This window comes from Cellulomonas composti (assembly GCF_007990245.1).
GTDB lineage: Bacteria > Actinomycetota > Actinomycetes > Actinomycetales > Cellulomonadaceae > Cellulomonas > Cellulomonas composti.
Map to the genome: position 1 here is coordinate 50,262 of NZ_BJWG01000010.1, position 25,707 is coordinate 75,968.

A 25,707-nucleotide genomic window follows, 5' to 3' on the forward strand; every position below is an offset into this window, starting at 1 on the left:
CGCCTTGCATCGGACACCACCGGACGCGTGAAGGCCGACCCGAGGTCTCGGGCCGGCCTTCACCGTTCGTGCGATCAGGTCACCCGATCAGGTCACGCAACCCTCAGCTTCGCGGTCGCCTTCGAGGACGTCACGTCGCCCGAGCCGCCGTAGGTCACGACCACCTGGTAGGTGCCCGCCTTCAGCTTCGGCAGCGTGAGCGTCGCCTTGCCACCGGACAGCGTGGCGACGACGGTCGCCTTCGTCGCGCCGTTCTGCTTGACGACGACCGTGACCTTCCCCGTCGGGACCACACCCGTCGCCTTCACCGTCACCACGGCCTTCGCCTGTGCGGTGGGCTTCACCGTCGTGGGCAGGGTCAGCGTCGTGGCGCTCTTCGCCTTCGCGACGGTCACCTTGGCGGTGGTTGCCGCACCCAGCAGCTGCGTGCTGCCGGCGTACGTAACGGTGAGCGTGCGGGTACCCGCCGCGACCGTCTTGGGCAGCGTGAGCGTCGCGGCACCCGAGCCCAGCGTCGCGGTCGAGACGACCGTCGAGCCGTTCTTGAGCGTGACCGTGCCCGTCGCGGGGACGGGACCGGTGACGGCGACGGCCACCGAGGCTGCGGTGCCGTGCGTCACCGTCGGCCAGGTGACGTCGAGCGACGAGGCACCCTTCACGACCGTGACGGTCGCGGCCGACGACGACGGCGCGAGCGAGTCGTCCGCCGGGGTGAACTCGACCTGCACCGCGTGGCTGCCGACGGCGAGCTCGGGGAGCGACAGCGTCGCACGCCCGGCGATGAGCGTGCCCGTCACGACGGTCGAGCCGTCGACGGTCGCGGAGACCGTGCCGGCGACGGTCGAACCCGGAGCGGTGACCGCGACGGGGAGCTTCACGGCGGTACCGACGACCGCGTCCCCGTCGAACACGACGACCTCGGACTCCGCGGGGCCTGCGGGCTCCGGCTCGGCGCCCACGGTGATGGTTGCGGTGGCGGAGTCGGGCTTGCGCGTGTCGTCGCCCGCGTACCGGACCGTGACGACGTGCTCACCGGTCGCGAGCGCCGCATCCAGTGCGACCTTGGCCGAGCCGGCGACGAGCGTGCCCGTGCCGAGCGCCGCGCCCGTCCCGTCCTCGACCACGACGTCCCCCGACGGCGTCGTCAGGTCGGACGCGAAGACCTTGGCCTGGACGACCGGGGTCACGCCCGAAGCGACCTCGACATCGGCCGCGAACACCTGCGTATCCGCGCGGTCGAAGAACGTGATGGGCGTGTATGTCTCGTAGCTCGCCGTCACAGCCCCGCTGCCGGCGTACGTGTAGATGCCGTACCGACCGTCGACGATCGCCGTCGACTTCGCGTCGGCGGCCGCCTTGTCGACGACGAGCGTGACCGTGAAGGTGCCGTCCGGCTCGAGGATCGCAGCGCCCGCCGCGGCTCCGCCGATGGTGGCGAAGCTCTCCTGCGGCACGGCCCACTTCTGGTTCGAGTTGGGCCGCTGGCTCGAGGCGACTCCCGCCGACGGGCGCCAGTTGGTCGGGAACCGACCGAAGGCCACGTAGGTTCCCGCCTCCTTGCCCGAGAGCGGGGACCTCGACCCGATCGCCGCAGCCGGGTCGAAGCCCGAGCCGCGGACCGTGACCTGCCACGAGCCGTCGCTCGCGAACGACGTCTTCTCCACCGTGACGGTGGGCACCTGGTCGGTCAGCGTGAGGGTGGCGGAGATGTCGTCGAGCGCCGCGCCCGCTCCGTAGAACGGCAGAACCGCGGCGCCGGCCTCGGTCAGCGTGACGTCCGTGCCCGCGAGCTGCGCGCCTTCGGCGTCCGTGGTCACCGCGAGGTCGCCGATCGTCGCGATGACGGTGTCGTCACCCTCGTACGTGCCCGGCTGGACGGTTCCGAACTGCTGCGTGGCGACAGTGGCGGTGTCGGCGGTGACGACGAAGTCCTCGCCGACCTTGCCGATGCGCACGTCGCTGATCGTCGAGGTGAAGTAGTGCGCCGGGAAGCTGTAGGTGACCGCACCGTCGGAGTCGAGCGCCGGGGTGGCCGCGTCGAACCTCGTGCTGGTCACCGGGAACGCGTACGGGCGCGTCTCGGCCGTGCCCTCGCCGACGAACGTGGCGGGGTCCGTCAGGACGATCTTCTGACCGACGGGGTTCGTGTTCATGCCCCCGCCGACGTAGTTGCGGAAGCTCTCCTTGAAGCCCCACTCGATGCTCCCGGACGCGACTGTGGGCGGCAGTGCGGCGTTCGCCGGTGCGGCGGCCACGGCCACCAGCCCGGCCGTCGCGAGCGCTGCGACCGTCGCGGACGCCATCAGGCGCCGGGTCCAACCCTGTCCGCCGGCCGTGGCGGATCGTGCTGCAGACATTCTCGTCCCTTCGTCGTGGTGCGCGACGGGGAGCGCGCACCGAGATCAGGTTAGCCTTGCCTGAGTAAGGATGACCTACATCGGTTCGCCATGTGGGATGGTCCCGGTCTCGTCGAGGACGCCGGACCTCCCTCGTGACCTGATCGTTCGTCCGACGAGCACGGCCGCGAGGACCAGCCCGACCACGAGCCCGGCGCCGGCGACGAGCGGCACCGCGGAGCCGGAGCCCGGCTCCGCGACCGTGACCAGCACCCGCAACGCGAGCCGCCGCTCGACCGCCACGACGCCCGGCGCGGCCGGGGCGGCGGTCACGACCGCCGCGACGTACTCGCCCGGCGCGGCCTCGGGCGGCACCACCACGACGACCGGGATCGTGCGCTGCTCACCCGCCTCGATGCTGATGCCGGTCGACGGCACGCTGACCCACGCCCCGGCCGCCGTGCGGGTGTCGGTCACCTCGAGCGCGCCATCGGCGTCCACCCGGGTGTCCGAGGTCGTCACCTCGAGCTCGAGCGGACCGTCACCCTCGTTCACGACGACGAGACCGTACTCGACCCTCGCCGCGGGCTCGGCCCGCACGGCGATCACCGCGTCCGCCGGGTCCTGCGGCCGGATCGACCAGCTCACGTCGTCGGCGGCTCCGGCAGGCATCGGTGCGAGCACGACGACGAGCGCGAGCATCGCGGCGCCGACCAGCCGCCGCACGGTCGTCGAGGTCACCCGAGGACCGTGATCGTCAGGACGCTCTCGTACCGGCCCGGGACGGCGTCCTGCGGCGCACGCAGCGTGAGCTCGGCGCTCACGCTCACGGAACGAGCCGCCCCGTTCGGACCGCCGACGACGAGGGTACGAGCGGCGGCCAGGCCGCCGTCGACGGTCGTCGTCGGCCGCACGAAGGCCCCGGCGCGCACGCCCGGAACCGGCTCGAGGAGCGCGGGCCGCCAACCGAGGTGCTGCGCCCCGAACGACGCCGTGCCGTCGGGCGTGACGAACGGCCGCGCGCGACCCGAGACGGTGAAGCCGGGGCTGTCGGCGCGCGTGTCGCGCACCGTGACGGACGGGAGCGTCCCCGTCGCGACGAAAGCGCCACCGGTCGGCACGGCCGTGCCGAGCTCGACGGCGTCCCCCGTCACCGACCAGGTGAGCGCACCCGGCTCGGGCGGTGTGGGCTCGTTCGTCGGCTCCTGGGTGGGCTCTGGGGTGGGCTCTCCGGTGGGCTCCCCGGTGGGCTCTCCGGTCGGCTCGGCCGTCGGTTCGCCCGTGGGTTCGGGCGACGGCTCGAGGGTGCCGAAGCCCACGTCCACCGGCAGCGCCGGCTTGGTGTCCTGCAGGCCGCCGCAGCCGGTCGAGTAGAAGTGCGCCTGCACACCCGTCGGCACCGCGGTGACGAACTGCGGCGCCCACGCCCCCCACCGCGCGCAGGACCGGTCCTGCGGGGTCGCGGCCGCGGGCAGGCTGACCTTCACGCCCTGGTAGTCCGGCGTCAGGCGGTAGCCGGTGCCGTCCAGCCCGCTGATCGCGCCCGCGGAGAACGTGAGCAGCGTCAGCCGGCCCAGCGACTCGGGCGGCGACGGGTTGCCGCCCACGTCGACGCCCTCGCCCAGGTCGACGACGAACGACAACGAACCGGAGCCGTCGGCCGCGACGGTGAGCGCCGGGTTCGCATACGTCTCGTCGGGCGCGCCCAAGGACGAGGGGTACGGGTTGACGGTGTACGAACCGGTCCACCGCAGCGTCACCGCACCGGACACGGCGTCCACCGTGCCCGCACCGCCCGTGAACCGCACTGCGTTGGGCGTGCGCTGCGGCGACGAGACGGGCATCGAGGTGGCGGGGAACGGCGCCACGACGTACGCGTCCTGCGACCCGCCGGAGACCGAGCCTGTCAGCAACTGCGCCCCGCCGGCCGGCCGTGACAGGACCCACGGCCCGAACACGCCGACCTGCGCGTACCCGTTGATGCCCCAGGTCAGCGTCGCGTCGTCGACGGTGACGGGCGGGTCGGCGGCGACCGACGGCAGCACGCCGACGGCCGTCGCCAGCAGCGTCAGGCCGAGCAGCGCGGCGAGCCGACCTCTCAGCCGACCTCTCAACGCACCCACGGGAGCACCACCCATCCGCGTCGCAGTCCCCAGGCACCCGCACCGAGCAGCACGACGATCGTCGCGAGCGCTCCGACCGCGAGCGGGTCGTCGACGAGCGGCCGGCCGTCCGCCGCAGCCCCCGTGACCTGCTGCGCGGCGAGCACCTGCACGCCCGAGCCGGGCGGCACCTGCGCCACGGCGGGCGTCACGACGGCATCGCCGCCCGAGCCGGTCGTGACATCGGTCACCGTGGCCGGCGCCGGACGCACCGGCGGCGGGTTCACGCTGTTCGTCGGCGGCACGACGGCCGGTGCCGACGGCGCCGGGGGCGGCGTCGAGCTGTCGTCCTCGTCGGGCGGATCGACGGGTGCGCTCGCGTCGAAGCTGACGACCAGCGCGACCGCGGGCTTGGCCCGGTCGCGCGCGCCGCCGGAGGAGTACCAGTAGGCGGCCTGACCGACCTCGTCCTGGAAGTCGACCATCGTCTGCGGGAACGCCCCCCACCAGTCGGCGTTCGTCTCGTCTCGCGCCACCTGCACGCCGGCACCCGCGGGCGCCTGCACGCTCACGCCGAGGTACTCCGGCAGCACGACGAGGCCACCCTGCTCGACCTGCACGCCGTCGAGGTCCGCGAGCACGACCGACCTCGGTGCGAGCCGCACCCACCGCCCCGGGTCGGACCGGTCGGCGCCGTAGCCGGACAGGGTCGCCGAGAGCGTCCCGGCGCCGTCGGCGACCTCGAGCACGGGGTCGGTCGCGGTCCAGTAGGTCATCCCGCCGTAGAACGCGACCGTGAACGAGCCGGTCCACCGGATCGCGGCGGTACCGCTCGCGGGGTCGACGGTGCCGACGCCGCCGTCGACCACGACCTCGTTGTGGCTCGCGCTGTCGATGGAGCCGACCGAGACCGGGTTGCCGTCCGGGTCGAGGCAGCGGGTGGCCCACGACGCCGCCTCGCGCGTGCCGTCGGCCGTCGGCTTCTCGATCCGCACCTGACCCGCACGCGCCGCGTAGAAGCCGTCCTCGGCCGTCCACGCGCGCGACCCGCCCGTGCTGCCGGCCGCACCGGCGGACAGGAAGTTGCAGCCCCCGAAGTAGGCGCCGGCGCCCGACTCGGTGTTGATCCCCCAGCGCAGCTGCGCGTCCGCGACCGACAGCGCCTCCGGCTCCGGGATGACGACGCCGATCTCCACGTCGTCGTCCGCGAGCGCGGGACCGGCCGCGACCGGACCGGCGCCGACGACGATCGCGAGCAGCGCGGCGGCCAGGGCCGCGCCGCGCCTCATCGGCCCGCCCCCGCGGTCGCCGGCTCGAGCTCGGCCGTCCCGCTCGGGTCAGGCGCGTCCGCCTCGTCCGACGAGGGTGCGGGCGGCTGCGCCGCGGACTGCGCACGACGGCGCGCTCGGCGCCGGGCCAGGACGGCTCCGACGACGAGCAGGACGAACAGCACCGCGGCGACGGCGACGAGCACCCACGTCAGCCAGGGCCGCTCGTCGTCCTGGTTCGCGGCGGCCGCGGCGACGGCCGGGTCCTCGATGACGACGACGTCGATGCTCGCCTCCTGCCCCGAGGCCGCACCGGTCAGCGTGAGCGTCGTGGTGCCCGGCCGCAGCCCGAGGGGAACCGTCAGCACCCCGGCGACCTCGCCGTACGGCCCGGCGGTGAGCGGCCCGACACCGGCCTGGCCGCCCGTGAGCCCGCCGACCACCTGCTCGCCGGCCGCGAACCCTTGCGCGGTGAACCCGAGCACCCGGCCGTGCACCACGGTCTCGAGGCTCGTCTGCACCGTGGCGTCGCCGGTGACGGTCGGTACGGCGGGGTCCGCCGCGTCGGTCGTGGGCGCGGCACTCGGCTCGACCGCGGTGCCCGGGTCGGCCGCCGCGTCGTCGTCGGACGCGGTCAGGTCCACGAACGCGACCGGCGTGAACGACTCGTTGGCCGCGTTGACCACGCCGTGCGCGCCGATCGTGATGACGCCGCACGTCACCTTGAGGCAGTCGACCGTGGTCGCGGCGCCCGACCGGTCGGCGGCCTGGAACTGCGGCCCGGGGATCGTCAGCGTCGTCGACCACGTGCCGTTCGCGGCGATCGTCCCGCCGTTGGCCGAGTCCGCGGTGTCGGAGCCGGGGAACGCGACGAACCGCTGGAACCCGTTGTTGTCCGCGTTCTCGCTGTCGGGCACGTAGAGGTAGTCCTCGCCGGTGTGACCGCCCCGGCTGGGCCGCCAGGAGCCGCCCGCGGGGTCGTCGACCCAGCCGAAGAAGACGTAGACCCCGCCGAACCCGCCCTCGACGGACTGGAAGCCGCGGCCCGTGACGCTCACCGGCGTCGAGTAGGTCGTGTCCGCCTGTGCGGTGCCCTGGTCGTTGCGGACGTCGACGGTCGCGGCGGCCGACGCGGGCGCCGCGAGTGCGATCCCGGCCGCGAGCACGACGAGCGCGCCCACGCTCGCGACGGCTCCGCGCAGCGCACGGGCACGCGCACGGGCACGCGCACCGGCACGGACGCCGGCGCTCGTGCGGGTGCGGGTGCGGCGGTCGGCGGTGCTCATCGGGTCTCCTCCAGTACGCGCGCCCGCACGGGCAGCACGACGATCTCGTCGGCACCCGGGCGCTCCACCACCTCGATCGGGTGGTCGTAGACGTCACTCAGCAGCTCGGCGGTGAGGACCTCGCGCGGCGGGCCGTCGCCCCGCACCCGTCCCTCGCCCAGCACGACCACGCGGTGCGCGTAGGCGGCTGCGAGCGTCAGGTCGTGCAGCACGACGACGACGGCGGCACCGGCCGCGGCCCGGCGGGCCGCCTCGGCGAGCAGCGACTCCTGGTGCCGGATGTCGAGCGCGGCGGTCGGCTCGTCGAGCAGCAGCACGCCGGGTTCCTGCGCGAGCGTCCGCGCGAACGACGCGCGCCCCTTCTCACCGCCCGACAGTGTCGGGTAGCGCCGCGCCGCCAGGTGCGTGACCTCGGCCGTCGCCATCGTCGCGGCCACCACGCGGTCGTCGTCGTCCTCGCGCGGCGTGCCCTGCCACGGGGCGCGGCCCATCCGCACGACGTCGCTCACCTCGAACGGGAACGACAGCCGGTTCTCCTGCAGCAGCACGGCGCGGCGGCGGGCGAGGTCCGTCAGCCGGATCGCCCGCACGTCGACGGCGTCCAGCTCGACGCTGCCCTCGTCGGGACGCACGTCGCCCGCCAGCACGCCGAGCAGCGTGGACTTGCCCGCGCCGTTGGGTCCGACGAGCGCGACGACCTGCCCGCCGGGGACGTCGAGGTCCACGCCGTCGAGGACCTGCGTCGCCCCGAACCGCACGCGCACGCCCCGCGCGCGCAGCCCGTTCACGCCCAGCCCCCGGCCGTGCGACGCGTCCGCCGGATGAGCCAGAAGAAGAACGGCCCGCCGACCAGCGCGGTCAGCATGCCGATGGGCAGGTCCGCGTACGGGACCGCGGTGCGCGCGACGAGGTCCGCGCACAGCAGCAGCACCGCGCCGCCGGGTGCGCTCGCCGGGATCAGCACGCGGTGACCGGGGCCCACCGCCATCCGCACGAGGTGCGGCACGACGAGCCCGACGAACGCGATGATGCCGCAGAACGCGACCGCGCCGGCCGTGAGCAGCGCGACCAGCACGATGCACACGATGCGCAGCCGCTCGACGTCGACGCCCAGGTGTCGCGCGGCACGTTCGCCGAGCGAGAGCAGGTCGAGCCGGCGCGCCACGGCGGTCGCACCCAGGATCCCGACGAGCACGACGGGCGCGACCACGGCGACGTACGGCCAGCGTGTGCCGTTGAGGCTGCCGAGCTGCCAGAACACGATCTGCTCACGCGCCTGGGTGTCGCCGAGGAACGTCAGGAAGGCGAGCGCGGCACCGGCCACCGCGTTGACCGCGACGCCGGTGAGCACGAGCGTGACGACCTCGGTGCGGCCCTTGTCCCGAGCGGTCGCGTAGACCACGAGCGTCGTCACCAGTCCCGCGACGAAGGCGGTGAAGGCGACCGTCCAGGAGCCGAAGAACGACCACCCGAACTCGATCACCGAGCACGCACCCACGGCGGCGCCCGCGCTCACGCCGACCACGCCCGGGTCCGCGAGCGGGTTGCCGAACACGCCCTGCATGAGCGCGCCGCCGGTGGCCAGCGCGGCGCCCACGAGCATCGCCATGACGATCCGCGGGAAGCGGATGGTCCACAGCGCGGCCTCGGCGTTGGGGTGCGACGTCGCGACGTCGTCCCCGATCCCGAGCCGGTGCAGCACCGAGGCGAGCACCTCGCTCGGCGGGATCGAGAGCTGACCGACCCCCGCGGCGACCACCGCGAGCACCACGAGCAGCAGCGAGAGCCCGACGAACAGCCCGGCGACCCGTGCGCGACGGCGGCCCTCGACCGGCGCGGACGCCGCGGTCGCCCGCTCGATCGTCGTCGTCGGCGCCGTCGCTGTCACGACGACCGGGCCGTCGTCGGCGCGTAGAGCGCGACCGCGAGCGCGTCCAGCACGTCGGCGGTCTGCGGGCCGAACGCGAGCACCTCGGTGTCGTCCATGTCGACGATCCGGCGGTTCTCACCCGCGGGCGTGTTCGCCACCGCCGGGAGCCGCTCGAGCAGGCCGTCGACGCCGCCCACCGACTCCAGACCGTGCGTCATGACGAGCACGACGTCGGGCGCGGCCTTGACGAGCCCCTCGTCGGTCAGGGGCTTCATACCCTCCCAGCCGATCTCGGTGGCGACGTCGATCCCGCCCACGGCGTCGATGAGCGAGTCCGCACCGGAGCCCTTGCCGAACAGGTAGTAGACCCCGGCCTGGCCGCGCACGTAGAGGAACGCGATGCGCAGGCGGTCCGCGTCCGCCGCGGGAGCGACCTGCGCGATCTGCGCGACCTTGGCCGTGATCGCGTCCTGCGTACGCTGCGCGAGCTGCTCGCCCTGCTCTCTCACCCCCAGCGCGGCGGCGACCTGCCGGATCAGCTCGCCCGCGCCGTCCACCGAGCGGTGGGCGTCGACGACGACGACGGGGATCCCCGCGTCGCGCATCTGCAGCACGACGTCCCACGGGCCCAGGCTCGTGTCGGTGATGATCACGGTCGGCGCGAGCTCGAGGATCGCCTCGCCGGTCAGCTCGTGCCCGTTCGTCGTGACCAGCGGCTTGTCCGCGATCTCGGCGAAGGACGAGGACGTGTCCCGGCCGATCACCTGGTCGCCCAGGCCCAGCTCGTAGACGATCCGCGACGTCGACCCGTAGATGTCCAGCGCGAGGATGCGGCTGGTGTCCTCGACCGTGACCGTGGTGCCCTGCACGTCGGTGACGGTCGCGGGCAGCACGGCCTGCGGCGCCTCCTCGACCGGGTGCACCGCGGCGTCCGCGACGACCGCGCTGGACGGGCCGGTCAGGTTGCGCGGGTCGGCGACCGCCTCCACGTCGGCCAGCCGGACCCCGCCGTCAGCCGTGCCGTCGGAGCCCTGCGGGCTCCCGCCGCCCGCGCAGCCCGCGACCACGAGGGACGTGACGAGCAGCGCGACGAGGGCGCGGGGCAGATGCGCGACGGGCATGCGGGAGCGACCTCCGGTAGGGCACGGCCGCACGACGACGACCTGGCTCGGCACATCGTATCCGAGACAAGGTAAGCCTCACCTATCTCCGTCAAGAGCCGTTCGTCACAGGGTTCAGCCCTGATCGAGTGCGAGCAGGTCGGCGACCGTCTCGCGGCGCAGCAGCGTGCGCACCTCACCGTCCCGCACCGCGACCACCGGCGGCCGCGGCACCTGGTTGTAGTTCGACGCCATCACGCGGTGGTAGGCGCCCGTCGCCGCGACCGCGAGCAGGTCCCCCGCGCGCACGTCCGCGGGCAGCAGCACGTCGCGCACGACGATGTCGCCGGACTCGCAGTGCTTGCCGACGACGCGCGCGAGCACGGGTTCGGCGCTCGACAGGCGTCCGACGACCTCGGCGTGGTAGCTCGCGTCGTACAGCGCGGTGCGGATGTTGTCGCTCATGCCGCCGTCGACGGACACGTACAGCCGCACGGTCTCGTCGTCGACCTGGACGGGCTTGACGGTGCCGACCGTGTACAGCGTGAGGCCCGCCGTCCCGACGATCGCGCGACCGGGCTCGATCGAGATGCGCGGCAGCGGCGTGCCGAGCTCGGCCGCAGCGGCCGCGACCGACGCCGCGACGTCCTTGGCGATCCGGTCCGGGTCGAGCGGGACCTCCCCCGGCAGGTACGCGATGCCGTAGCCGCCGCCGAGGTCGACCTCGTCGACCAGCACGCCCGTGCGCGCGGCCAGATCGGCCCGCAGTCGCAGCACGGCGCGCGCGGCGACCGCGAACCCGGACGGGTCCAGGATCTGCGACCCGATGTGCGAGTGGATCCCCAGCAGCCGCAGCTCGGGCGCCGCGAGCACGGCCAGCAGCGCCACCATCGCGGCGCTGTCCTCGGTGCGCGCATCGGTGGGTGGGGTTCCCGTCGCGTCGCGGTGGGAGGTCCACCCGGCGGCGACGACACCCGTGCCGGGGGCCAGCGAGAGGCCGAACTTCTGGTCCTCGTGGGCCGTGGAGATGTACTCGTGGCCGCCGGCGTGCACGCCCGTCGTGACGCGGACCATCACCGGCGCGGGGGCGCCGCCGCGGGTGCGCACCAGCGCCGCGAGCCGCTCGACCTCGACGAGCGAGTCGACGATGATCCGGCCTACCCCGGCGTCCAGGGCGGCCGCGAGCTCGTCGTCGGACTTGTTGTTGCCGTGCAGGCCGAGGTCCGCACCCGGGACGCCCGCGCGCAGCGCGACCGCGAGCTCGCCGCCCGTCGCGGTGTCCACCCGCAGACCCTCGTCGTGCACCCAGCGCGCGACCGCGACGGACAGGAACGCCTTCCCGGCGTAGTACACGTCCACACCCGGCGCGCCGACCTCGGCGAACGCCGCCTCGAACGCGTGCCGGTACGCCGCGGCGCGCGAGCGCACGTCGGCCTCGTCGAGCACGTACGCGGGCGTGCCCACCTCGGCGGCGAGCCGTGCGACGGGCACGCCCGCGACGACGAGCGCGCCGGCCTGGTCGCGCGTGACCCCGCTGGACCAGGGCACGCCGGGGATGCTCGTGCTCACATCCGCTCCGGCGCGCTCACGCCCAGCAGGTGCAGGCCGTTGGCGAGCACCTGACGCGTCGCGTCGTTGAGCCACAGGCGCGTGCGGTGCACGTCCGAGACCGCCTCGTCGCCGAACGGCGCGATCCGGCGCTGGCCGTACCAGGTGTGGTAGGCGCCCGCGAGCTCCTCGAGGTAACGCGCGACGCGGTGCGGCTCGCGCAGCGAGGCCGCCTGCGCGACCACCCGGGGGAACTCGGCGAGCTGCCCCAGCAGCGCCGACTCGGTCTCGTGGTCCAGGCCGCTCGCGTCGAAGCCGTCCTCGCGGCGCACGCCGGCCTCGGCGACGTTGCGGTCCACCGAGCACGTGCGGGCGTGCGCGTACTGCACGTAGTAGACGGGGTTCTCGTTCTTGGCGGAGGCCAGCAGGTCCAGGTCCAGGTCGATCGCACTGTCCGCCGACGAGCGTGCGAGCGAGTAGCGCGCGGCGTCGACACCGACCGCGTCCACGAGGTCGTCGATCGTCACGACCGTGCCCGCGCGCTTGGACATGCGCACCGGCTGACCGTCGCGGACGAGGTTGACGAGCTGGCCGATGAGGATCTCGAGGTGCAGGTCCGGGTCGTCGCCGAACGCCGCCGCGACCGCGCGCATCCGCCCCACGTAACCGTGGTGGTCCGCGCCGAGCATCATCACGACGCGGTCGAACCCGCGCTCGCGCTTGTCGAGGTAGTACGCGATGTCGCCCGCGATGTACGCGGCCTCGCCGTCGGACTTCACCACGACGCGGTCCTTGTCGTCGCCGAAGTCCGTGGTGCGCAGCCACGTCGCGCCGTCCTGCTCGTACACGTGGCCCAGCTCGCGCAGGCGCGCCACGGCCCGCTCGACCGCGCCGGACCCGTGCAGCGAGTCCTCGTGGAAGTAGACGTCGAAGTCCACGCCGAAGTCGTGCAGCGACTGCTTGATCTCGGCGAACATCAGCACCACGCCGCGCGCGCGGAACGCCTCGGTCGCCTCGGCCTCCGGCAGCGTGCGCGGGTCGGGCTCGCCCGCGGCGACCGCGTCCGCGACCACCTGCTCCGCGATCTCGGTGATGTACTGCCCGCCGTAGCCGTCCTCGGGCGCCGGGCGCCCCAGCGCACGCGCGACGAGCGAGCGCGCGAACTTGTCGATCTGCGCGCCGTGGTCGTTGAAGTAGTACTCGCGCTCGACGACCGCGCCCGACGCCTCGAGCACGCGCGCGAGGCTGTCCCCCACCGCGGCCCAGCGCACGCCGCCGATGTGCAGCGGGCCGGTCGGGTTCGCCGAGACGAACTCGAGGTTCACGCGGTGGCCGGCCTCGGTCGTGTTGCGCCCGTACGCGGCGCCCTGCTCGACGACGGTGCGCGCGAGCTCGCCCGCCGCGGCGGCCTCGAGCCGGATGTTGAGGAAGCCGGGGCCTGCGATCTCCACCGCGGCGATTCCGGGCGTCGTCGCGAGCCGCCGCGCCAGCTCGTCGGCCATGGCCCGCGGGCTGGTGCCGGCCTTCTTCGCGAGCTGCAGCGCGACGTTCGTCGCCCAGTCCCCGTGCTCGCGCTGACGGGGTCGCTCCAGGTGCACCTGCGCCGGGACGGCGGCGGGGTCGAGGGCGAACGTGCCGTCGGTGACGGCCGCCGCGAGGGCGTCCGCGAGTGCCTGGGAGAGCTGGTCGGGGGTCACCGGTCAAGGGTAGGGGAACCGGGCACGTCGTCAGCCGCAGCTCGTACACCCCGTCGACGCGACCGTGGACACCTCTGCGGGGCGGGGCGCTCGTCGGTCACAGTGGGCGGGTGCTCGCCGACCTTGTGCCGCTCGGGATCGAGGTCGTCGAACGCCACGGGCCCCCCGTCACCGTCCCGTTGTTCGCCGACGAGGAGGCGTCCGTCGCCGACGCCGTCCCCGCACGCCGCGCGGAGTACGCCGCCGTGCGCGGCTGCGCGCGCGAGGCGCTCACCCGGCTCGGAGTGGGCCCGGTCGCGGTGCCGAGCGCGCCCGACCGCGCGCCGGTGTGGCCGGCCGGGACCGTGGGCGCCATGACGCACTGCGTCGGGTACAGGGCCGCTGCCGTGGGCCGGGCCGACGACTGGGCGGGCCTGGGCATCGACGCCGAGCCCCTGGCCCCGCTCCCGTCCGAGGTCGCGGAGCTCGTGCTGTCGGACCACGAGCGCGCGCCGCTGGCCGACCTCGACCCGGCCTGGTGCGCGGACCGGGTGCTGTTCAGCGTCAAGGAGTGCGTCTACAAGGTGTGGTCGCCGATCACGGGCGTGTGGCTGGGCTTCGAGGACGTGCACGTGCGGCTCGAGGACGGGCACTTCGTCGCGCAGCTGCGCCGGCCGGAGCTCGGGGTGGACGAGCTGCACGGCCGCTGGACGGCCCACGACGGCCTGATCCTCACGGCCCTCGCTCTCCCTCGCCGAGCTCGCCACACGTGAGGCGGCCGCGGCCGAGCTGCTGCGCGCGGGTGAACCCGTGACCGCCGTCGCGCACGCCGTCGGCCTGAGCTACCTGCGTGAAGATCGCTGTCGGCGCAGCACCGGGTCCCCGTGCGCATCCTGCGGCTGCCCTGACGGCGACGGTCTGGCGCGGGCGGGCTCGTCGGTGTTGACTGCCCGCATGCATGGACGAGGAGCCTGATGGCCAACGCACGACGCACCGGTCTCATCGACGCGACCGTGGACGCCCTGCGCAGTCGTGTCAGCAGCGGCGAGTGGGCCGTCGGATCCCGCATCCCCCCGGAGCCGCAGCTCGTCGCACTGCTGGGCGTCGGGCGCAACACCGTCCGCGAGGCCGTGCAGTCGCTCGTGCACGCGGGCCTGCTGGAGCGCAGGCAGGGCTCGGGCACGTACGTGCTGTCGGCCTCCGAGCTCGCGGCGTCGATGGGCCGGCAGATCGCCGACGCGCGCCAGCGCGACGTCGTCGAGGTGCGCCGCGCGCTCGAGGTGGAGGCCGCGCGCCTCGCCTCGCGTCGCCGGACCGCGCTGGACGCGTCGAACCTCATGGACCGCCGCGACGAGCGCGCGCGGGCCTACCGCTCGGGCGACCTCGACGCGATGGTCGCGACGGACCTGGCGCTGCACCGCACGATCGTCGAGGTCGCGGGCAACCCCGTGCTGCTGTCGCTGTACGAGAACCTCATCGACGCGATCGGCGAGAACATCCGGTTCAACTTCATGGCCGACTCGCACGGGGCCGACGCGCACGACGGGCTCGTCGAGTCGATCGTCGCGGGCGACCAGGACCGCGCCGCGACCGAGACCGACGAGTACCTGTCGGAGTTCCTGGGCGAGGGGTCGACCGCCTGATCGCGGGCCCCGCCGTGTCCGGTCGTCGGATGGATCGCTGGTAGTCTCGTCGGCTGGTGGACCCCGGTTCGCCGCGCGCCCGTAGCTCAGTGGATAGAGCGTCTGCCTCCGGAGCAGAAGGTCGAAGGTTCGAATCCTTTCGGGCGCACCACCCCCACGCCGCGCGTCCGGCCACCGCCCGCGACCGGACCGGAGGACCCGACCTACGCTTCGGGTGATCCGCACGAGGGAGGTGCCCGATGGCCGACAGCTCGCGGCAGGCCGAGTTCGACGCCGCCTACGACGAGCAGGCGCGCGCGCTCGGCACCATCCGGATCGCGATCTTCGGGCTCACCGGTGCCGGCAAGTCCACGCTGCTCAACGCGGTGTTCGGCGAGGAGGTCGCGGCGACCGGCGTCGGGCAGCCCGTGACCAAGGGTGTGACGAAGTTCGTCAACCAGACCGGCACGCTCGCGGTGTGGGACTGCCGCGGCTTCGAGACCGGCGACCACAAGCCGACGAAGTGGCTGCGCGAGCAGGTGAAGGCGAACCGCCGCGGCGACCACCAGGACCTCTTCGACGTCGCCTGGTACACGGTCTCGGCGGAGTCCAAGCGGTTCGACGACGGACAGGCGGCGCTCGTGCGCGAGCTCGTCGGGCTCGGCATCCCCGTGGTGCTGGTGCTCACGCAGGTGCGCCGTCGGGGCGAGGACGTCGACCCGGTCGCGCTCGAGCTCGCCGACGCGATCACGGCGCGCGGGCTGCCGATCGCCGAGGGCAGGCCCGTGCTCACGATGGCGAAGGCCGACGCGTTCTCCGGGCTCGCGAGCCACGGACTGGACCGGCTGCTCGAGGTGACCTACGCCGTCGTCCCCGAGGGCAGGCGCAACGCCCTGATCGCGGCTCAGCGCGTCGACCTGCGCTCCAAGCTGCGGCTCGCGCGGTCCTGGATCGCGGGTGCCTCCGCGTTCGCGGGCGGCGTGGGGTTCGCGCCGATCCCGGTCGCCGACGCCGCGGTGCTCGTGCCCGCGCAGCTGTCGCTGATGGCCCGCATCGCCGCGATCTACAACATCCCGAAGGCCAAGGCGGCGCGCCTGATGACCGGCGTGACCGGCGTCGCGACCACGGGCGGCAAGTACGCGGCGGCGTCGCTGGTCAAGGTCATCCCCGGCGTCGGGTCGGTGATCTCCGCGAGCGTCGCGGCGACGATCACCGCGACGATCGGCGAGAGCTGGCGCAACGTCTCCGAGCGTGTGTTCACCGGCAGGTCGTCGATCGAGTCGGTCACGGAGGTCGGCGAGCTCGGCGAGACGTTCCGCGCGGGGCTGCGCCGCAAGGTCAAGAACGACGGCGAACCGGACCAGTAGCCACGGCGGAGGAGTGTCATGCGGGCGAGCGTCATCCACGGGGAGCGGGACATCCGGTTCGAGGAGGCTCCCGACCCCGTGCTGCAGCACCCGACCGACGCAATCGTGCGCGTCGTGGCCGCGTGCGTGTGCGGCTCCGACCTGTGGCCCTACCGCGGCGTGCAGCCGACACGGTCGCCGCACCGGATCGGGCACGAGTTCGTCGGGGTCGTCGAGGCCGTGGGCGCGGACGTGCGCTCCGTGCGCGTCGGCGACTTCGTGATCGCGCCGTTCTACGTGTGCGACAACACGTGCGTGAACTGCCGCAACGGGTTCAGCACGTCGTGCCTCCACGGCGGCTGGTGGGGCTCGCACGACGGTCCGGGGAGCTCGGCCGACGGCGGTCAGGGCGAGCGCGTGCGCGCGCCGCTCGCCGACGGCACGCTCGTCGTCGTGCCCGGCGGTCAGCCCGACGACGCGCTGCTGCCCGGCGTCCTGACGCTCTCGGACGTGATGTGCACCGGCCACCACGCGGCGCTCTCGGGCGGCGTGACGGCGGGCTCGACCGTCGCGGTGGTCGGTGACGGCGCGGTCGGCCTGTGCGCCGTGCTGGCCTCGGCGCGGCTCGGCGCGTCCCGGATCGTCGCGATGTCGCGGCACGAGACGCGTCAGGCGCTGGCGCGCGAGCTCGGCGCGACCGACGTCGTCCCCGAGCGCGGCGACGACGGCGTCGCGCGGCTCCGGGAGCTCTTCGGCGGCATCGGGCCGGACGTGGTGCTCGAGTGCGTCGGCACCAAGGAGTCGATGGACCAGGCGCTGCGCTCGGCGCGGCCGGGCGGGCAGGTCGGGTTCGTCGGCGTCCCGGCGGGCGGTCCGGAGCTGCCGGTCGGCACGATGTTCAGCACGAACGTCGGCGTGCGCGGCGGCGTCGCCCCCGTGCGCGGCTACATCGAGGAGCTGCTGCCGGAGGTGCTCGACGGCCGCATCCGGCCCGGGCTCGTGTTCGACCTCGAGCTCCCTCTCGCACGGGTCGCGGACGCGTACGCGGCGATGGACGAGCGCCGCGCGACGAAGGTGCTGCTGCGTCCCTGAGCCGCCCCCCCTGGCCGCAGGCGACGTGTGACGTGCGTCACGAGTCATGGGACGACTCTGGGACCCAGGTCCCGACGAGCATGCTCGGCGACCCCGAAAACGCGACCTCCCGAGCACCGCGGGACCTGGGTCCCAGCCGTCGACGGACGCCCGTCCGTAGCGTCGAAGTCGTCGACGAACGATCTCCAGCGTCCGTTCCGACTCGACCCATCAGCCTCGACACGAGGAGCCCTCGGTGACCGACACCGGTTCGAGCACGTCCCGCACGCCCAAGGCCCGCAAGGGCGAGGTACCCGCGGCCCCTGCGGCCGCACCCGCGGCACCCGTCGCCGCCCCGTCCGACGAGCAGGTCGCGCTCACGATCGACGAGCTCGTCGCGAACGCCACCAAGGCGCTCGCGCAGTTCGAGTCGATGACCCAGGAGGACGTCGACCGCTTCGTCAAGAAGGGTGCCGTCGCGGCGCTCGACCAGCACGGTCAGCTGGCCAAGCTCGCGGTCGACGAGACCGGACGCGGCGTCTTCGAGGACAAGGCCGTGAAGAACATCTTCGCGTGCGAGCACGTGACGAACTCGATGGCGAACCTCAAGACGGTCGGCGTCATCCACGTCGACGAGCTCAACGGCATCACCGAGATCGCCGAGCCCGTCGGGGTCATCGCCGGCATCACGCCGGTCACCAACCCGACGTCGACCGCGATCTTCAAGTCGCTCATCTCGCTCAAGACGCGCAACCCGATCATCTTCGCGTTCCACCCGAACGCGCAGAAGTCCTCGCTCGCCGCGGCGAAGGTCGTGCGCGACGCGGCCGTGGCCGCCGGCGCGCCCGAGCACTGCATCCAGTGGGTCGAGGCCCCGTCGCTGCTCGCGACGAGCGCGCTGATGAACCACCCCGGCGTCGCGACGATCCTGGCCACCGGCGGCAACGCGATGGTGAAGGCCGCCTACTCGTGCGGCAAGCCGGCGCTCGGCGTCGGCGCGGGCAATGTCCCCGCGTACATCGAGAAGACGGCCAAGCTGGCCCGTGCGGTCAACGACGTCGTGCTCTCCAAGGCCTTCGACAACGGCGTGATCTGCGCGTCGGAGCAGGCCGCGATCATCGACGTCGAGATCTACGACGCCGCGATGGCCGAGTTCGCGAAGCTGCACGCGTACCGGACCAACCCCGCCGAGAAGGCCGCGCTCGAGCGGTTCATCTTCGGCGTCGAGGCCGGCGGCGAGAACTGCGCCGGCGCCAAGCTCAACCCGACCGTCGTCGGCAAGTCGCCCGTGTGGATCGCGGAGCAGGCCGGGTTCACCGTGCCGTCCGACACCTCGATCATCCTGGCCGAGGTCACCGGCGTCGGCCCGGACGAGCCGCTCACGCGCGAGAAGCTGTGCCCCGTTCTCGCCGTGCTGCGCGCGAACAGCACCGAGGAGGGCATCTCGCTCGCCGAGCAGATGGTCGAGTTCGACGGCCTGGGCCACTCCGCCGCGATCCACACCCGCAACGACGCCCTGACGGTCGAGTTCGGCAAGCGCGTCAAGGCGATCCGCGTGATCTGCAACGCGCCGTCGTCGCTCGGCGGCATCGGTGACATCTACAACGCGTTCATCCCCTCGCTCACGCTGGGCTGCGGCTCCTACGGCCACAACTCGGTGTCCAACAACGTCTCGGCGGTGAACCTCATCAACGTCAAGCGCGTCGGTCGTCGCAACAACAACCTGCAGTGGTTCAAGGTCCCGGCCAAGACGTACTTCGAGCCGAACGCCATCCGCTACCTGGCGGACATGCCGGACGTCGAGCGCGTCACGATCGTCACCGACTCGACCATGACGACCCTCGGTTTCGTCGACAAGGTCCTCGACGTCCTGCACCGTCGCGGCAACAACGTGGCCGTGCAGATCATCGACGAGGTCGAGCCCGAGCCGTCCGTGCGCACCGTCCAGAAGGGTGCCGCGAACATGCGGCACTTCCAGCCGGACACGATCATCGCTCTCGGTGGCGGTTCGCCGATGGACGCCGCGAAGGTCATGTGGCTCCTGTACGAGCACCCCGAGATCAACTTCTCCGACCTCAAGCAGAAGTTCTTCGACGTGCGCAAGCGCGCGTTCAAGTTCCCGACGCTGGGCGACCTGGCCAAGCTCGTCTGCATCCCGACCACCTCGGGCACCGGCGCCGAGGTCACGCCGTTCGCGGTCATCTCCGACCCCGACGCGGGCAAGAAGTACCCGCTCGCGGACTACGCGCTGACCCCGACCGTCGCGATCATCGACCCGGTCCTGACGTCCAAGATGCCGCCGTCGCTGGCCGCCGACTCGGGCTTCGACGCCCTGACGCACGCCACCGAGGCGTACGTGTCGGTCTACGCGAACGACTTCACCGACGGCATGGCGCTGCAGGCGATCCGCCTCATCTTCGACAACCTGGCGATGTCGGTGAACGGGGAACGCAACGACCCGGCCACCACCGACGCGCGGGAGAAGATGCACAACGCGGGCACCATCGCCGGCATGGCGTTCGGCAACGCGTTCCTCGGCATCGTGCACGCGATGGCGCACGTCGTCGGCTCGACGTACCACCTGGTGCACGGCCGGACGAACGCCACGCTGCTGCCGCACGTGATCCGCTACAACGGCACCGTCCCGACCAAGCTCACGAGCTGGCCGAAGTACGAGTCCTACGTGGCGCCCGAGCGGTTCCAGCAGATCGCGGCGATGCTCGGCCTGCCGGCCGCGACCCCCGCGGAGGGCGTCGAGTCCTACGCGCGGGCCGTCGAGTCGCTGCGCGCCAAGGTCGGGATCCCCTCGTCGTTCCAGGCGCAGGGTGTCGACGAGCACGAGTTCATCTCGCGGCTCGACGAGGTGGCGATGGGTGCCTACGAGGACCAGTGCGCTCCCGCCAACCCGCGCATGCCGATGATCGTCGACATGAAGGACCTGATGACTGCGGCCTACTACGGCACGTCGCTGGAGGACGTCCGAGGCCGCCGTGGTGAGCAGGAGGACTGACCGCCTCTGACGGGCTCCCGGGACATCCCTCGCAAGACACCCGGTCGAGCCTGCTCACCCTGACGCCCCGTCCGGCCTCGTGCCGGGCGGGGCGTCGCCTTTCGCCCGCCCTTCCACCCGGCTGTTCCGCCCTTCCGTTCCACCCTGCCGTTCCACCCGGCCGTGCACGTGCGTCGGCTTGCGTCCGACGAGCGGCGTGGGTCACCGTGGGCGCCATGAGCCTCTCGACGAACCGGCCCGCCCGCACGCTGCGCCTCGGCGCCGCCCTCCTCGCGCTCGCCGGCGTGCTCGTCGTGGGCGGTTGCTCGCAGGAGGCGAAGGACCGGGTGGCATCCGCCGCGTCGAGCGCGCAGGCCGCGGTCGACCGCGCGCGGGAGGCGGTCGAGCAGGCCGGCGCCAGGGTCGACGAGGTCAAGGCGAAGGCGAAGGACGCCAAGGCCCAGCTCGACGCGCTCGACCCGGACGTGCGCCGGCAGGCGACGGACGCCGTCGCGCAGGCGCAGCAGGCCGCCACCGACGCGGCGGCGGCGCTGAAGGACGCCAAGACCGGCGCCGCCGACGCGAACGATGCGCTCGCCGAGGCGCGGCTGAAGGTGCAGACGGCCAAGGACGCCCTCACCGAGGCGCGCGAGCAGGCGGGCGGCGAGGCGGCCGACGGCCTGGGCACGCTCGCCGACGCGCTCGACGGCCTCGCGGACGACCTGGCCGCCGCCGACTCCTGACGCCGGACCACGGCCCGCCCGCGGACGCCCCGGAGCGGACGCGTCCGTCCGGGTGAATCTGTCCCTGCTCGGCGCGGGATGTTGTTGCGGACGGGTGTTCTGCCGATGGTGAGGGCATGGCCGTCCGCCGCGAGATCCGTCGCCACCACGTGGAGTGGTGGGTCGTGGCTGCGTGGATGTCGATCGCCCTCGTCGTGCTCGCGGGGCTCGCCGCGGCCGGCGGGACCTTCTGAGGTCCGACGTCCGCAGGTCCGACGTCCGCGGGTCCGACGCTGGACCCGCCCGGGCCGTACCCTCGGCGTCGTGACTCCCCCACGCTGGGCCGCGGTCGCTCGTGCGACCGGGCTGCTCGCCGAAGACGGCACGCCGCGCCCGACGATCTTCGCCGAGATGTCCGCGCTCGCGGCGCGCACCGGCGCCGTCAACCTCGGCCAGGGCTTCCCCGACGTGGACGGCCCCGCCTCGGTCGCGCGCGTCGCCGCGGACGCGATCGCCGCGGGCGCCAACCAGTACCCGCCCGGTCCGGGCATCCCGGCGCTGCGGGCCGCGATCGCCGCGCACCAGGAGCGCCACTACGGCCTGACGCCGGACCCCGACACCGAGGTGCTGGTCACCGCGGGGGCGACCGAGGCCCTCGCGGCCACGGTCCTCGCGCTCGTCGGACCCGGGGACGAGGTGCTGACGATCGAGCCGTACTACGACGCGTACGCGGCGGTGATCGCGCTCGCCGGCGCGACGCACACGACCGTGCCGCTCCGTGCGACGCCGCACGGCTTCCGGCTGGACACCGCGGCGCTCGCGGCGGCGTTCACCGACCGCACCCGCATCGTGCTGGTCAACACGCCGCACAACCCGACGGGTGCGGTCCTCACGCGCGACGAGCTCGGCGCGGTCGCGCGGCTCGCGACCGAGCACGACGCGATCGTCGTGACCGACGAGGTGTACGAGCACCTCACGCTCGTCGGACCCGACGGGACGCGCCCGCCGCACGTGCCCGTCGCGACGCTGCCGGGGATGGCAGAGCGGACGCTGACCATCTCCTCGGCCGGCAAGACCTTCTCCTTCACGGGCTGGAAGATCGGCTGGGTGAGCGGGCCGGCGCCGCTGGTCGACGCCGTGCGGACCGTCAAGCAGTTCCTCACGTACGTCAACGGCGCGCCGCTGCAGCCAGCCGTCGCGTTCGCGCTGTCCGACGAGGGCGTCGCGGCGTGGGTCGACGAGCTCGCCGCGTCGTTGTCGCGGCGCCGCGACCTGCTGTGCGCGGGCCTGACGGCGGCGGGGTTCGACGTGGTCGTGCCGCAGGGCACGTACTTCGTGTGCGCCGACGCGCGCGGGCTGGGGTACGACGACGGCGCGGCGTTGTGCCGGGACCTGCCGCGGCTCGCGGGGGTCGTCGCGGTGCCCGTCTCCGCGTTCACGCGCGCGGGCTCGTCGGCCGACGACGCGCTGCGCTCGTGGCTGCGGTTCACGTTCGTCAAGCGCGACGAGGTGCTCGCGGCCGCGCTCGACGGCCTCGCCCGGCTTGCCTGAGCGTGGTCAGCCGTTCCAGGCGCCGCCGCGGCGGTAGGCCGGGGTGGCCAGCGCGAGCACGAGCAGCGCGGCGGCGGCCGAGCCGACCATCACGAGCGCCATCGCGGTGGCGTCGGCGCCGAGCACGCTCGACAGCGGGCTGACCACCGCAGAGATCGCCGCGCCCGTCGCCCCCATGAACGCAGCCGCGGTCCCCGCGACCTCGCCGTGGCGACTCAGCGCGAGCGCGGACGCGTTGGGCGGCGCGAGGTTGACCATCGCCAGCACGAGCCACAGCACGACGAGCAGCAGCGGCAGCCCGCCGAAGCCGGTCACCGCGATCGCGAGCAGCACGAGCGTGAGCGCCAGCGAGACCGGCAGCGCGACGCGGATGATGCGGATCGGCGCGATCCGGCGCACGATCGACGCGTTCACCTGCGCGCCGGCGACGAGCCCGAGGCCGTTGATCGCGAACAGCACCGCGAACTGCTGCGACGTGAGCCCGTAGCCCTCCTGCAGCACGAACGGCGACCCGACGACGTAGCTCATCAGCACCCCGACGCCGAGCCCGGGCATGACCGCGAGCGCGAGGAAGTGCCGGTCGCGCACCAGCCGCGCGTAGCCGCGCAGCGCGGTGCGGATGCCGCCGTCGCGCCGGCGTTCGACAGGCAGCGTCTCCGGCAACCGGCGCCACACGACGAGCCAGAGCGCGGCCCCGAAGACCGCGAGCGCGACGAACACCGCCCGCCAGCCCGCCTGCCCGGCGATCAGGCCACCGACCGACGGGGCGAACAGCGGCGCGATGCCGATCACGAGCATGAGCCGCGAGATCAGCCGGGAGGCGTCTGCGCCGACGAACCGGTCGCGGATGACCGCCATCGCGACGACCGTCGCCGCCGCGTTGAAGAACCCCTGCGCGAGCCGCAGGCCGATCAGCGCCTCGATGTTCACGACGAGCGCGCACAGCAGCGACGTCACGACGTGCAGCGCGACCCCGATGAGCACGGGCGCGCGGCGGCCGAACCGGTCCGAGACCGGCCCGATCACGAGCTGCCCGACGGCGCCGCCGAGCATCATCGCGCTCATCGTGAGCTGCGCCGCCGTCGCCGAGGTGTCCAGGTCGCGCGCGACGTCGGGCAGCGAGGGCAGGTAGATGTCGGTGGAGATCGCCGGCAGCGCGCACATCAGGCCGAGCAGCAGGACGTACTTCGCGTTCGGGCGGAACGTCGGGGTCGGCTCGAACGCCGCTTCGGCGGTGGTCGGGGTGGGGGTCTCTCGCACGGGTCTCCTGCTCGAGGGTGGCTCGCCCGGGGGCTCGGTGCGTCCATGGTCGCACCGGGTCGGGCGCCCGCGCGAATCGATTCGACCCGCGCTCGGCCGGCCGGTGGATCGGCAGGAGGGGCGACCGTGTGGGTCGGCGCTGGCAGGCTGGGCGCATGTGCGGTCGGTACGCCTCCTTCCGGGAGGACCAGGCGCTGGCCGACGAGTTCGCGATCGCGACCGTCGCCGACGACGTTCGACTCCTGCCGCCGTCGTGGAACGTGGCCCCCACGGACGGTGTCCGGATGGTCGTCGAGCGCGCGGACCGCGAGACGGGCGAGATCACACGACAGCTCCGGGTCGCCCGCTGGGGACTGGTGCCGTCGTGGGCGAAGGACCCGTCGATCGGGAGCCGCATGATCAACGCGCGCGTCGAGTCGCTCGCGGACAAGCCCGCGTTCTCCCGCCCGTTCGCCCAACGTCGGGCACTGGTCCCCGCGGACGGCTACTACGAGTGGCGCAAGCCGACGCCGGACGACGAGGTGCAGCGCAAGCAGCCCTACTACCTGCACCCGGACGACGGCGCGCTCGTCGCGTTCGCCGGCCTCTACGAGTTCTGGCGGGACCCGACCAAGGCGGACGACGACCCCGACCGCTGGCTCGTGAGCACGACGATCGTCACCCGACCCGCCGCACCCGAGCTCGCGTTCATCCACGACCGGCAGCCCCTCATGCTGCCCCGCGAGCTGTGGGACGCCTGGCTCGACCCGGCCGTCGACGCCGCCGGCGCGCGCGAGCTCCTGGACGCCACGGGTCCGCTGCTCACGCCGACCCCGGTCTCGACCCTGGTGAACGCCGTCCGCAACAACGGCCCCCACCTCCTGGACCCCGCCGCACCGTAGGCCGCCGACGCGGCGTCGAGCTACTCCGCCGCGCGGAGCTCGACGGGAGTGACCAGGCCGAGGCCCTGCAGCTCGTGGGGCGTGCCGGGGGTCAGGACGAAACGCGGGTCGTCGGCCAGCGCCCGCGCGGTGACGGTGTCCGTGAGCACGGACGACGGTTCGGCGATGTCGGTGAGCCGCGCGGCGAGGTTCACGGTCGGCCCGAACACGTCACCGAACCGCGACAGCACCCGCCCCCAGACCATGCCGACGCGCACGGGCGTGACCCCGCGCGCACCCTCGGCCAGCCCGCCGGACGCGCGGGCGGAGTCGACGTCGAGCTCGCGGCCGAGCGCGTCGGCGAGCCCGAGCGCGACGGCAGCCCCGGTCGCCGGGTCGTCGGCGACGAACAGGACCGCGTCACCGATCGTCTTGACGACACGGCCTCCCACGGCCGTGACCACGTCGCGCGCGGCCGCCTCGAACCGCTGCACGAACTGCGACAGGTCGGTCGAGCCGAGACCGGCGGTCCGCCGCGTGAACGAGACCATGTCCGCGAACCCGACGGCCCGTGCCAGCGGGAGCATCGTGCGGTCCGGGCCGGGGTCGCCCATCTCGGCGAACTCGGCCGCGTACCGGCCGGCGATCGCGGCGAGCTGGCGCCGGTAGGAGTGCACGAGCTGCGCCTCGAGGACCGGCGCGAGGTCGGCGAGCCGGTCGAGCACGAGCAGTCGCGCCGTCGTGTCGTCGAGCTCGTACCGGGAGGACATGTCCTCGACGAGCGCCTCGACCTGCCACAGCGCGAGCCGGTCGGAGGTGTGGCCCAGCGCGCGCGTCACGGTCAGGACGGTCCGCAGGTCGAGCCCGTGCGCGCGGGTGAGGGAGGCGGCCCGGTCGACGGCCTCCGCATCCGCCTCGGTGTAGAAGGCGTCGTCGGGGTCGGGGTGCGGCAGGCCGAGCGTGGACCAGAAGCCGAGCACCAGCTCGACCCCGATCCCGGCGCGCGACGCCAGGTCGTGCGCGCTGTAGGTCCGCTCGCCGCCGAGCAGCACGGCATCGATCTCCGCCACGGTCGACGCGGGGTCCTCGGGCACCCCCCG

At 73.7% G+C, this 25,707-nt stretch carries 21 protein-coding genes and 1 tRNA gene; 10 read left to right on the top strand and 12 right to left on the bottom strand.

The genetic code is table 11. From position 1 onward, the window contains the following. Positions 1-92 precede the first annotated feature (92 nt). From CCO02nite_RS11340 to argS, 10 genes are all read right to left on the bottom strand, one after another. Entirely contained in the window at positions 93-2,303 is a 2,211-nt protein-coding gene (locus CCO02nite_RS11340; protein ID WP_186812681.1) for an Ig-like domain repeat protein, read from the bottom strand. Positions 2,304-2,432: 129 nt separating this feature from the next. Next, positions 2,433-3,077 carry a hypothetical protein gene (locus CCO02nite_RS11345; protein ID WP_146843263.1) on the bottom strand — a complete coding sequence of 215 codons (645 nt, stop codon included), beginning with the start codon at positions 3,075-3,077 and terminating at the stop codon, positions 2,433-2,435. Continuing rightward, a complete protein-coding gene (locus tag CCO02nite_RS11350; RefSeq protein WP_222593196.1) occupies positions 3,074-4,459 on the bottom strand; it encodes a PT domain-containing protein in 1,386 nt (461 codons plus the stop codon). Before CCO02nite_RS11350 ends, CCO02nite_RS11345 begins: the two co-directional genes overlap by 4 nt. Continuing rightward, the gene (locus CCO02nite_RS11355; protein WP_146843264.1) at positions 4,447-5,727 is read right to left on the bottom strand and encodes a hypothetical protein; all 1,281 of its coding nucleotides are present in this window, start codon (positions 5,725-5,727) and stop codon (positions 4,447-4,449) included. Before CCO02nite_RS11355 ends, CCO02nite_RS11350 begins: the two co-directional genes overlap by 13 nt. Continuing rightward, positions 5,724-6,992 carry a hypothetical protein gene (locus CCO02nite_RS11360; protein WP_146843265.1) on the bottom strand — a complete coding sequence of 423 codons (1,269 nt, stop codon included), beginning with the start codon at positions 6,990-6,992 and terminating at the stop codon, positions 5,724-5,726. Before CCO02nite_RS11360 ends, CCO02nite_RS11355 begins: the two co-directional genes overlap by 4 nt. Beyond that, on the bottom strand, positions 6,989-7,780 hold the full coding sequence (locus CCO02nite_RS11365) for a heme ABC transporter ATP-binding protein (RefSeq protein ID WP_146843266.1): 792 nt from the start codon (positions 7,778-7,780) through the stop codon (positions 6,989-6,991). Before CCO02nite_RS11365 ends, CCO02nite_RS11360 begins: the two co-directional genes overlap by 4 nt. Further along, a complete protein-coding gene (locus tag CCO02nite_RS11370; RefSeq protein WP_246117506.1) occupies positions 7,777-8,880 on the bottom strand; it encodes a FecCD family ABC transporter permease in 1,104 nt (367 codons plus the stop codon). The genes CCO02nite_RS11365 and CCO02nite_RS11370 overlap by 4 nt, the downstream gene beginning before the upstream one ends. After that, positions 8,877-9,983, bottom strand: coding sequence for a heme/hemin ABC transporter substrate-binding protein (locus CCO02nite_RS11375; RefSeq protein WP_146843267.1), 1,107 nt, complete (start codon positions 9,981-9,983; stop codon positions 8,877-8,879). The genes CCO02nite_RS11370 and CCO02nite_RS11375 overlap by 4 nt, the downstream gene beginning before the upstream one ends. A gap of 114 nt (positions 9,984-10,097) precedes the next feature. Next, positions 10,098-11,531, bottom strand: a complete 1,434-nt coding sequence (locus CCO02nite_RS11380) for a diaminopimelate decarboxylase family protein (RefSeq protein ID WP_146843268.1) — start codon at positions 11,529-11,531, stop codon at positions 10,098-10,100. Next, a complete protein-coding gene (gene argS, locus CCO02nite_RS11385) occupies positions 11,528-13,207 on the bottom strand; it encodes an arginine--tRNA ligase (RefSeq protein WP_146843269.1) in 1,680 nt (559 codons plus the stop codon). Before argS ends, CCO02nite_RS11380 begins: the two co-directional genes overlap by 4 nt. Before the next feature lie 110 nt (positions 13,208-13,317). On the opposite strand from argS, the gene CCO02nite_RS11390 reads away from it, so the two are divergent. The 9 genes from CCO02nite_RS11390 (at position 13,318) to CCO02nite_RS11430 (ending at position 22,487) form a co-directional block, all read left to right on the top strand. Then, complete coding sequence (locus CCO02nite_RS11390) at positions 13,318-13,959, top strand: 4'-phosphopantetheinyl transferase family protein (protein ID WP_146843270.1); 642 nt, start codon at positions 13,318-13,320, stop codon at positions 13,957-13,959. 201 nt (positions 13,960-14,160) lie between these two features. Beyond that, positions 14,161-14,829 carry a FadR/GntR family transcriptional regulator gene (locus CCO02nite_RS11395; RefSeq protein WP_146843271.1) on the top strand — a complete coding sequence of 223 codons (669 nt, stop codon included), beginning with the start codon at positions 14,161-14,163 and terminating at the stop codon, positions 14,827-14,829. A 75-nt stretch (positions 14,830-14,904) separates the two neighbouring features. Then, positions 14,905-14,980 (top strand) — tRNA-Arg (locus CCO02nite_RS11400). An 88-nt stretch (positions 14,981-15,068) separates the two neighbouring features. Next, complete coding sequence (locus CCO02nite_RS11405) at positions 15,069-16,175, top strand: GTPase family protein (RefSeq protein WP_146843272.1); 1,107 nt, start codon at positions 15,069-15,071, stop codon at positions 16,173-16,175. An 18-nt stretch (positions 16,176-16,193) separates the two neighbouring features. Continuing rightward, positions 16,194-17,246, top strand: coding sequence for a zinc-dependent alcohol dehydrogenase family protein (locus CCO02nite_RS11410; RefSeq protein WP_146843273.1), 1,053 nt, complete (start codon positions 16,194-16,196; stop codon positions 17,244-17,246). Between the two features lie 235 nt (positions 17,247-17,481). Continuing rightward, positions 17,482-20,235, top strand: a complete 2,754-nt coding sequence (gene adhE / locus CCO02nite_RS11415; RefSeq protein WP_186812682.1) for a bifunctional acetaldehyde-CoA/alcohol dehydrogenase — start codon at positions 17,482-17,484, stop codon at positions 20,233-20,235. A gap of 215 nt (positions 20,236-20,450) precedes the next feature. Then, on the top strand, positions 20,451-20,957 hold the full coding sequence (locus CCO02nite_RS11420; protein WP_146843274.1) for a hypothetical protein: 507 nt from the start codon (positions 20,451-20,453) through the stop codon (positions 20,955-20,957). A gap of 116 nt (positions 20,958-21,073) precedes the next feature. Further along, the gene (locus CCO02nite_RS11425; protein ID WP_146843275.1) at positions 21,074-21,190 is read left to right on the top strand and encodes a molybdopterin oxidoreductase; all 117 of its coding nucleotides are present in this window, start codon (positions 21,074-21,076) and stop codon (positions 21,188-21,190) included. Positions 21,191-21,260: 70 nt separating this feature from the next. Further along, positions 21,261-22,487, top strand: coding sequence for a pyridoxal phosphate-dependent aminotransferase (locus tag CCO02nite_RS11430; protein ID WP_186812683.1), 1,227 nt, complete (start codon positions 21,261-21,263; stop codon positions 22,485-22,487). A gap of 6 nt (positions 22,488-22,493) precedes the next feature. Here the strand turns inward: CCO02nite_RS11430 and CCO02nite_RS11435 are convergent, their stop codons facing one another. Beyond that, positions 22,494-23,747 (bottom strand): multidrug effflux MFS transporter, encoded by a 1,254-nt coding sequence (locus tag CCO02nite_RS11435; RefSeq protein WP_281284597.1) that lies wholly within the window; start codon positions 23,745-23,747, stop codon positions 22,494-22,496. A gap of 155 nt (positions 23,748-23,902) precedes the next feature. Between CCO02nite_RS11435 and CCO02nite_RS11440 the strand changes: the two genes are divergently transcribed. Further along, positions 23,903-24,628, top strand: coding sequence for an SOS response-associated peptidase (locus tag CCO02nite_RS11440; protein WP_146843277.1), 726 nt, complete (start codon positions 23,903-23,905; stop codon positions 24,626-24,628). A gap of 20 nt (positions 24,629-24,648) precedes the next feature. Here CCO02nite_RS11440 and CCO02nite_RS11445 read toward each other — a convergent pair whose 3' ends face one another. Then, positions 24,649-25,701, bottom strand: coding sequence for an adenylate/guanylate cyclase domain-containing protein (locus CCO02nite_RS11445; RefSeq protein ID WP_246117507.1), 1,053 nt, complete (start codon positions 25,699-25,701; stop codon positions 24,649-24,651). Positions 25,702-25,707 lie beyond the last annotated feature (6 nt).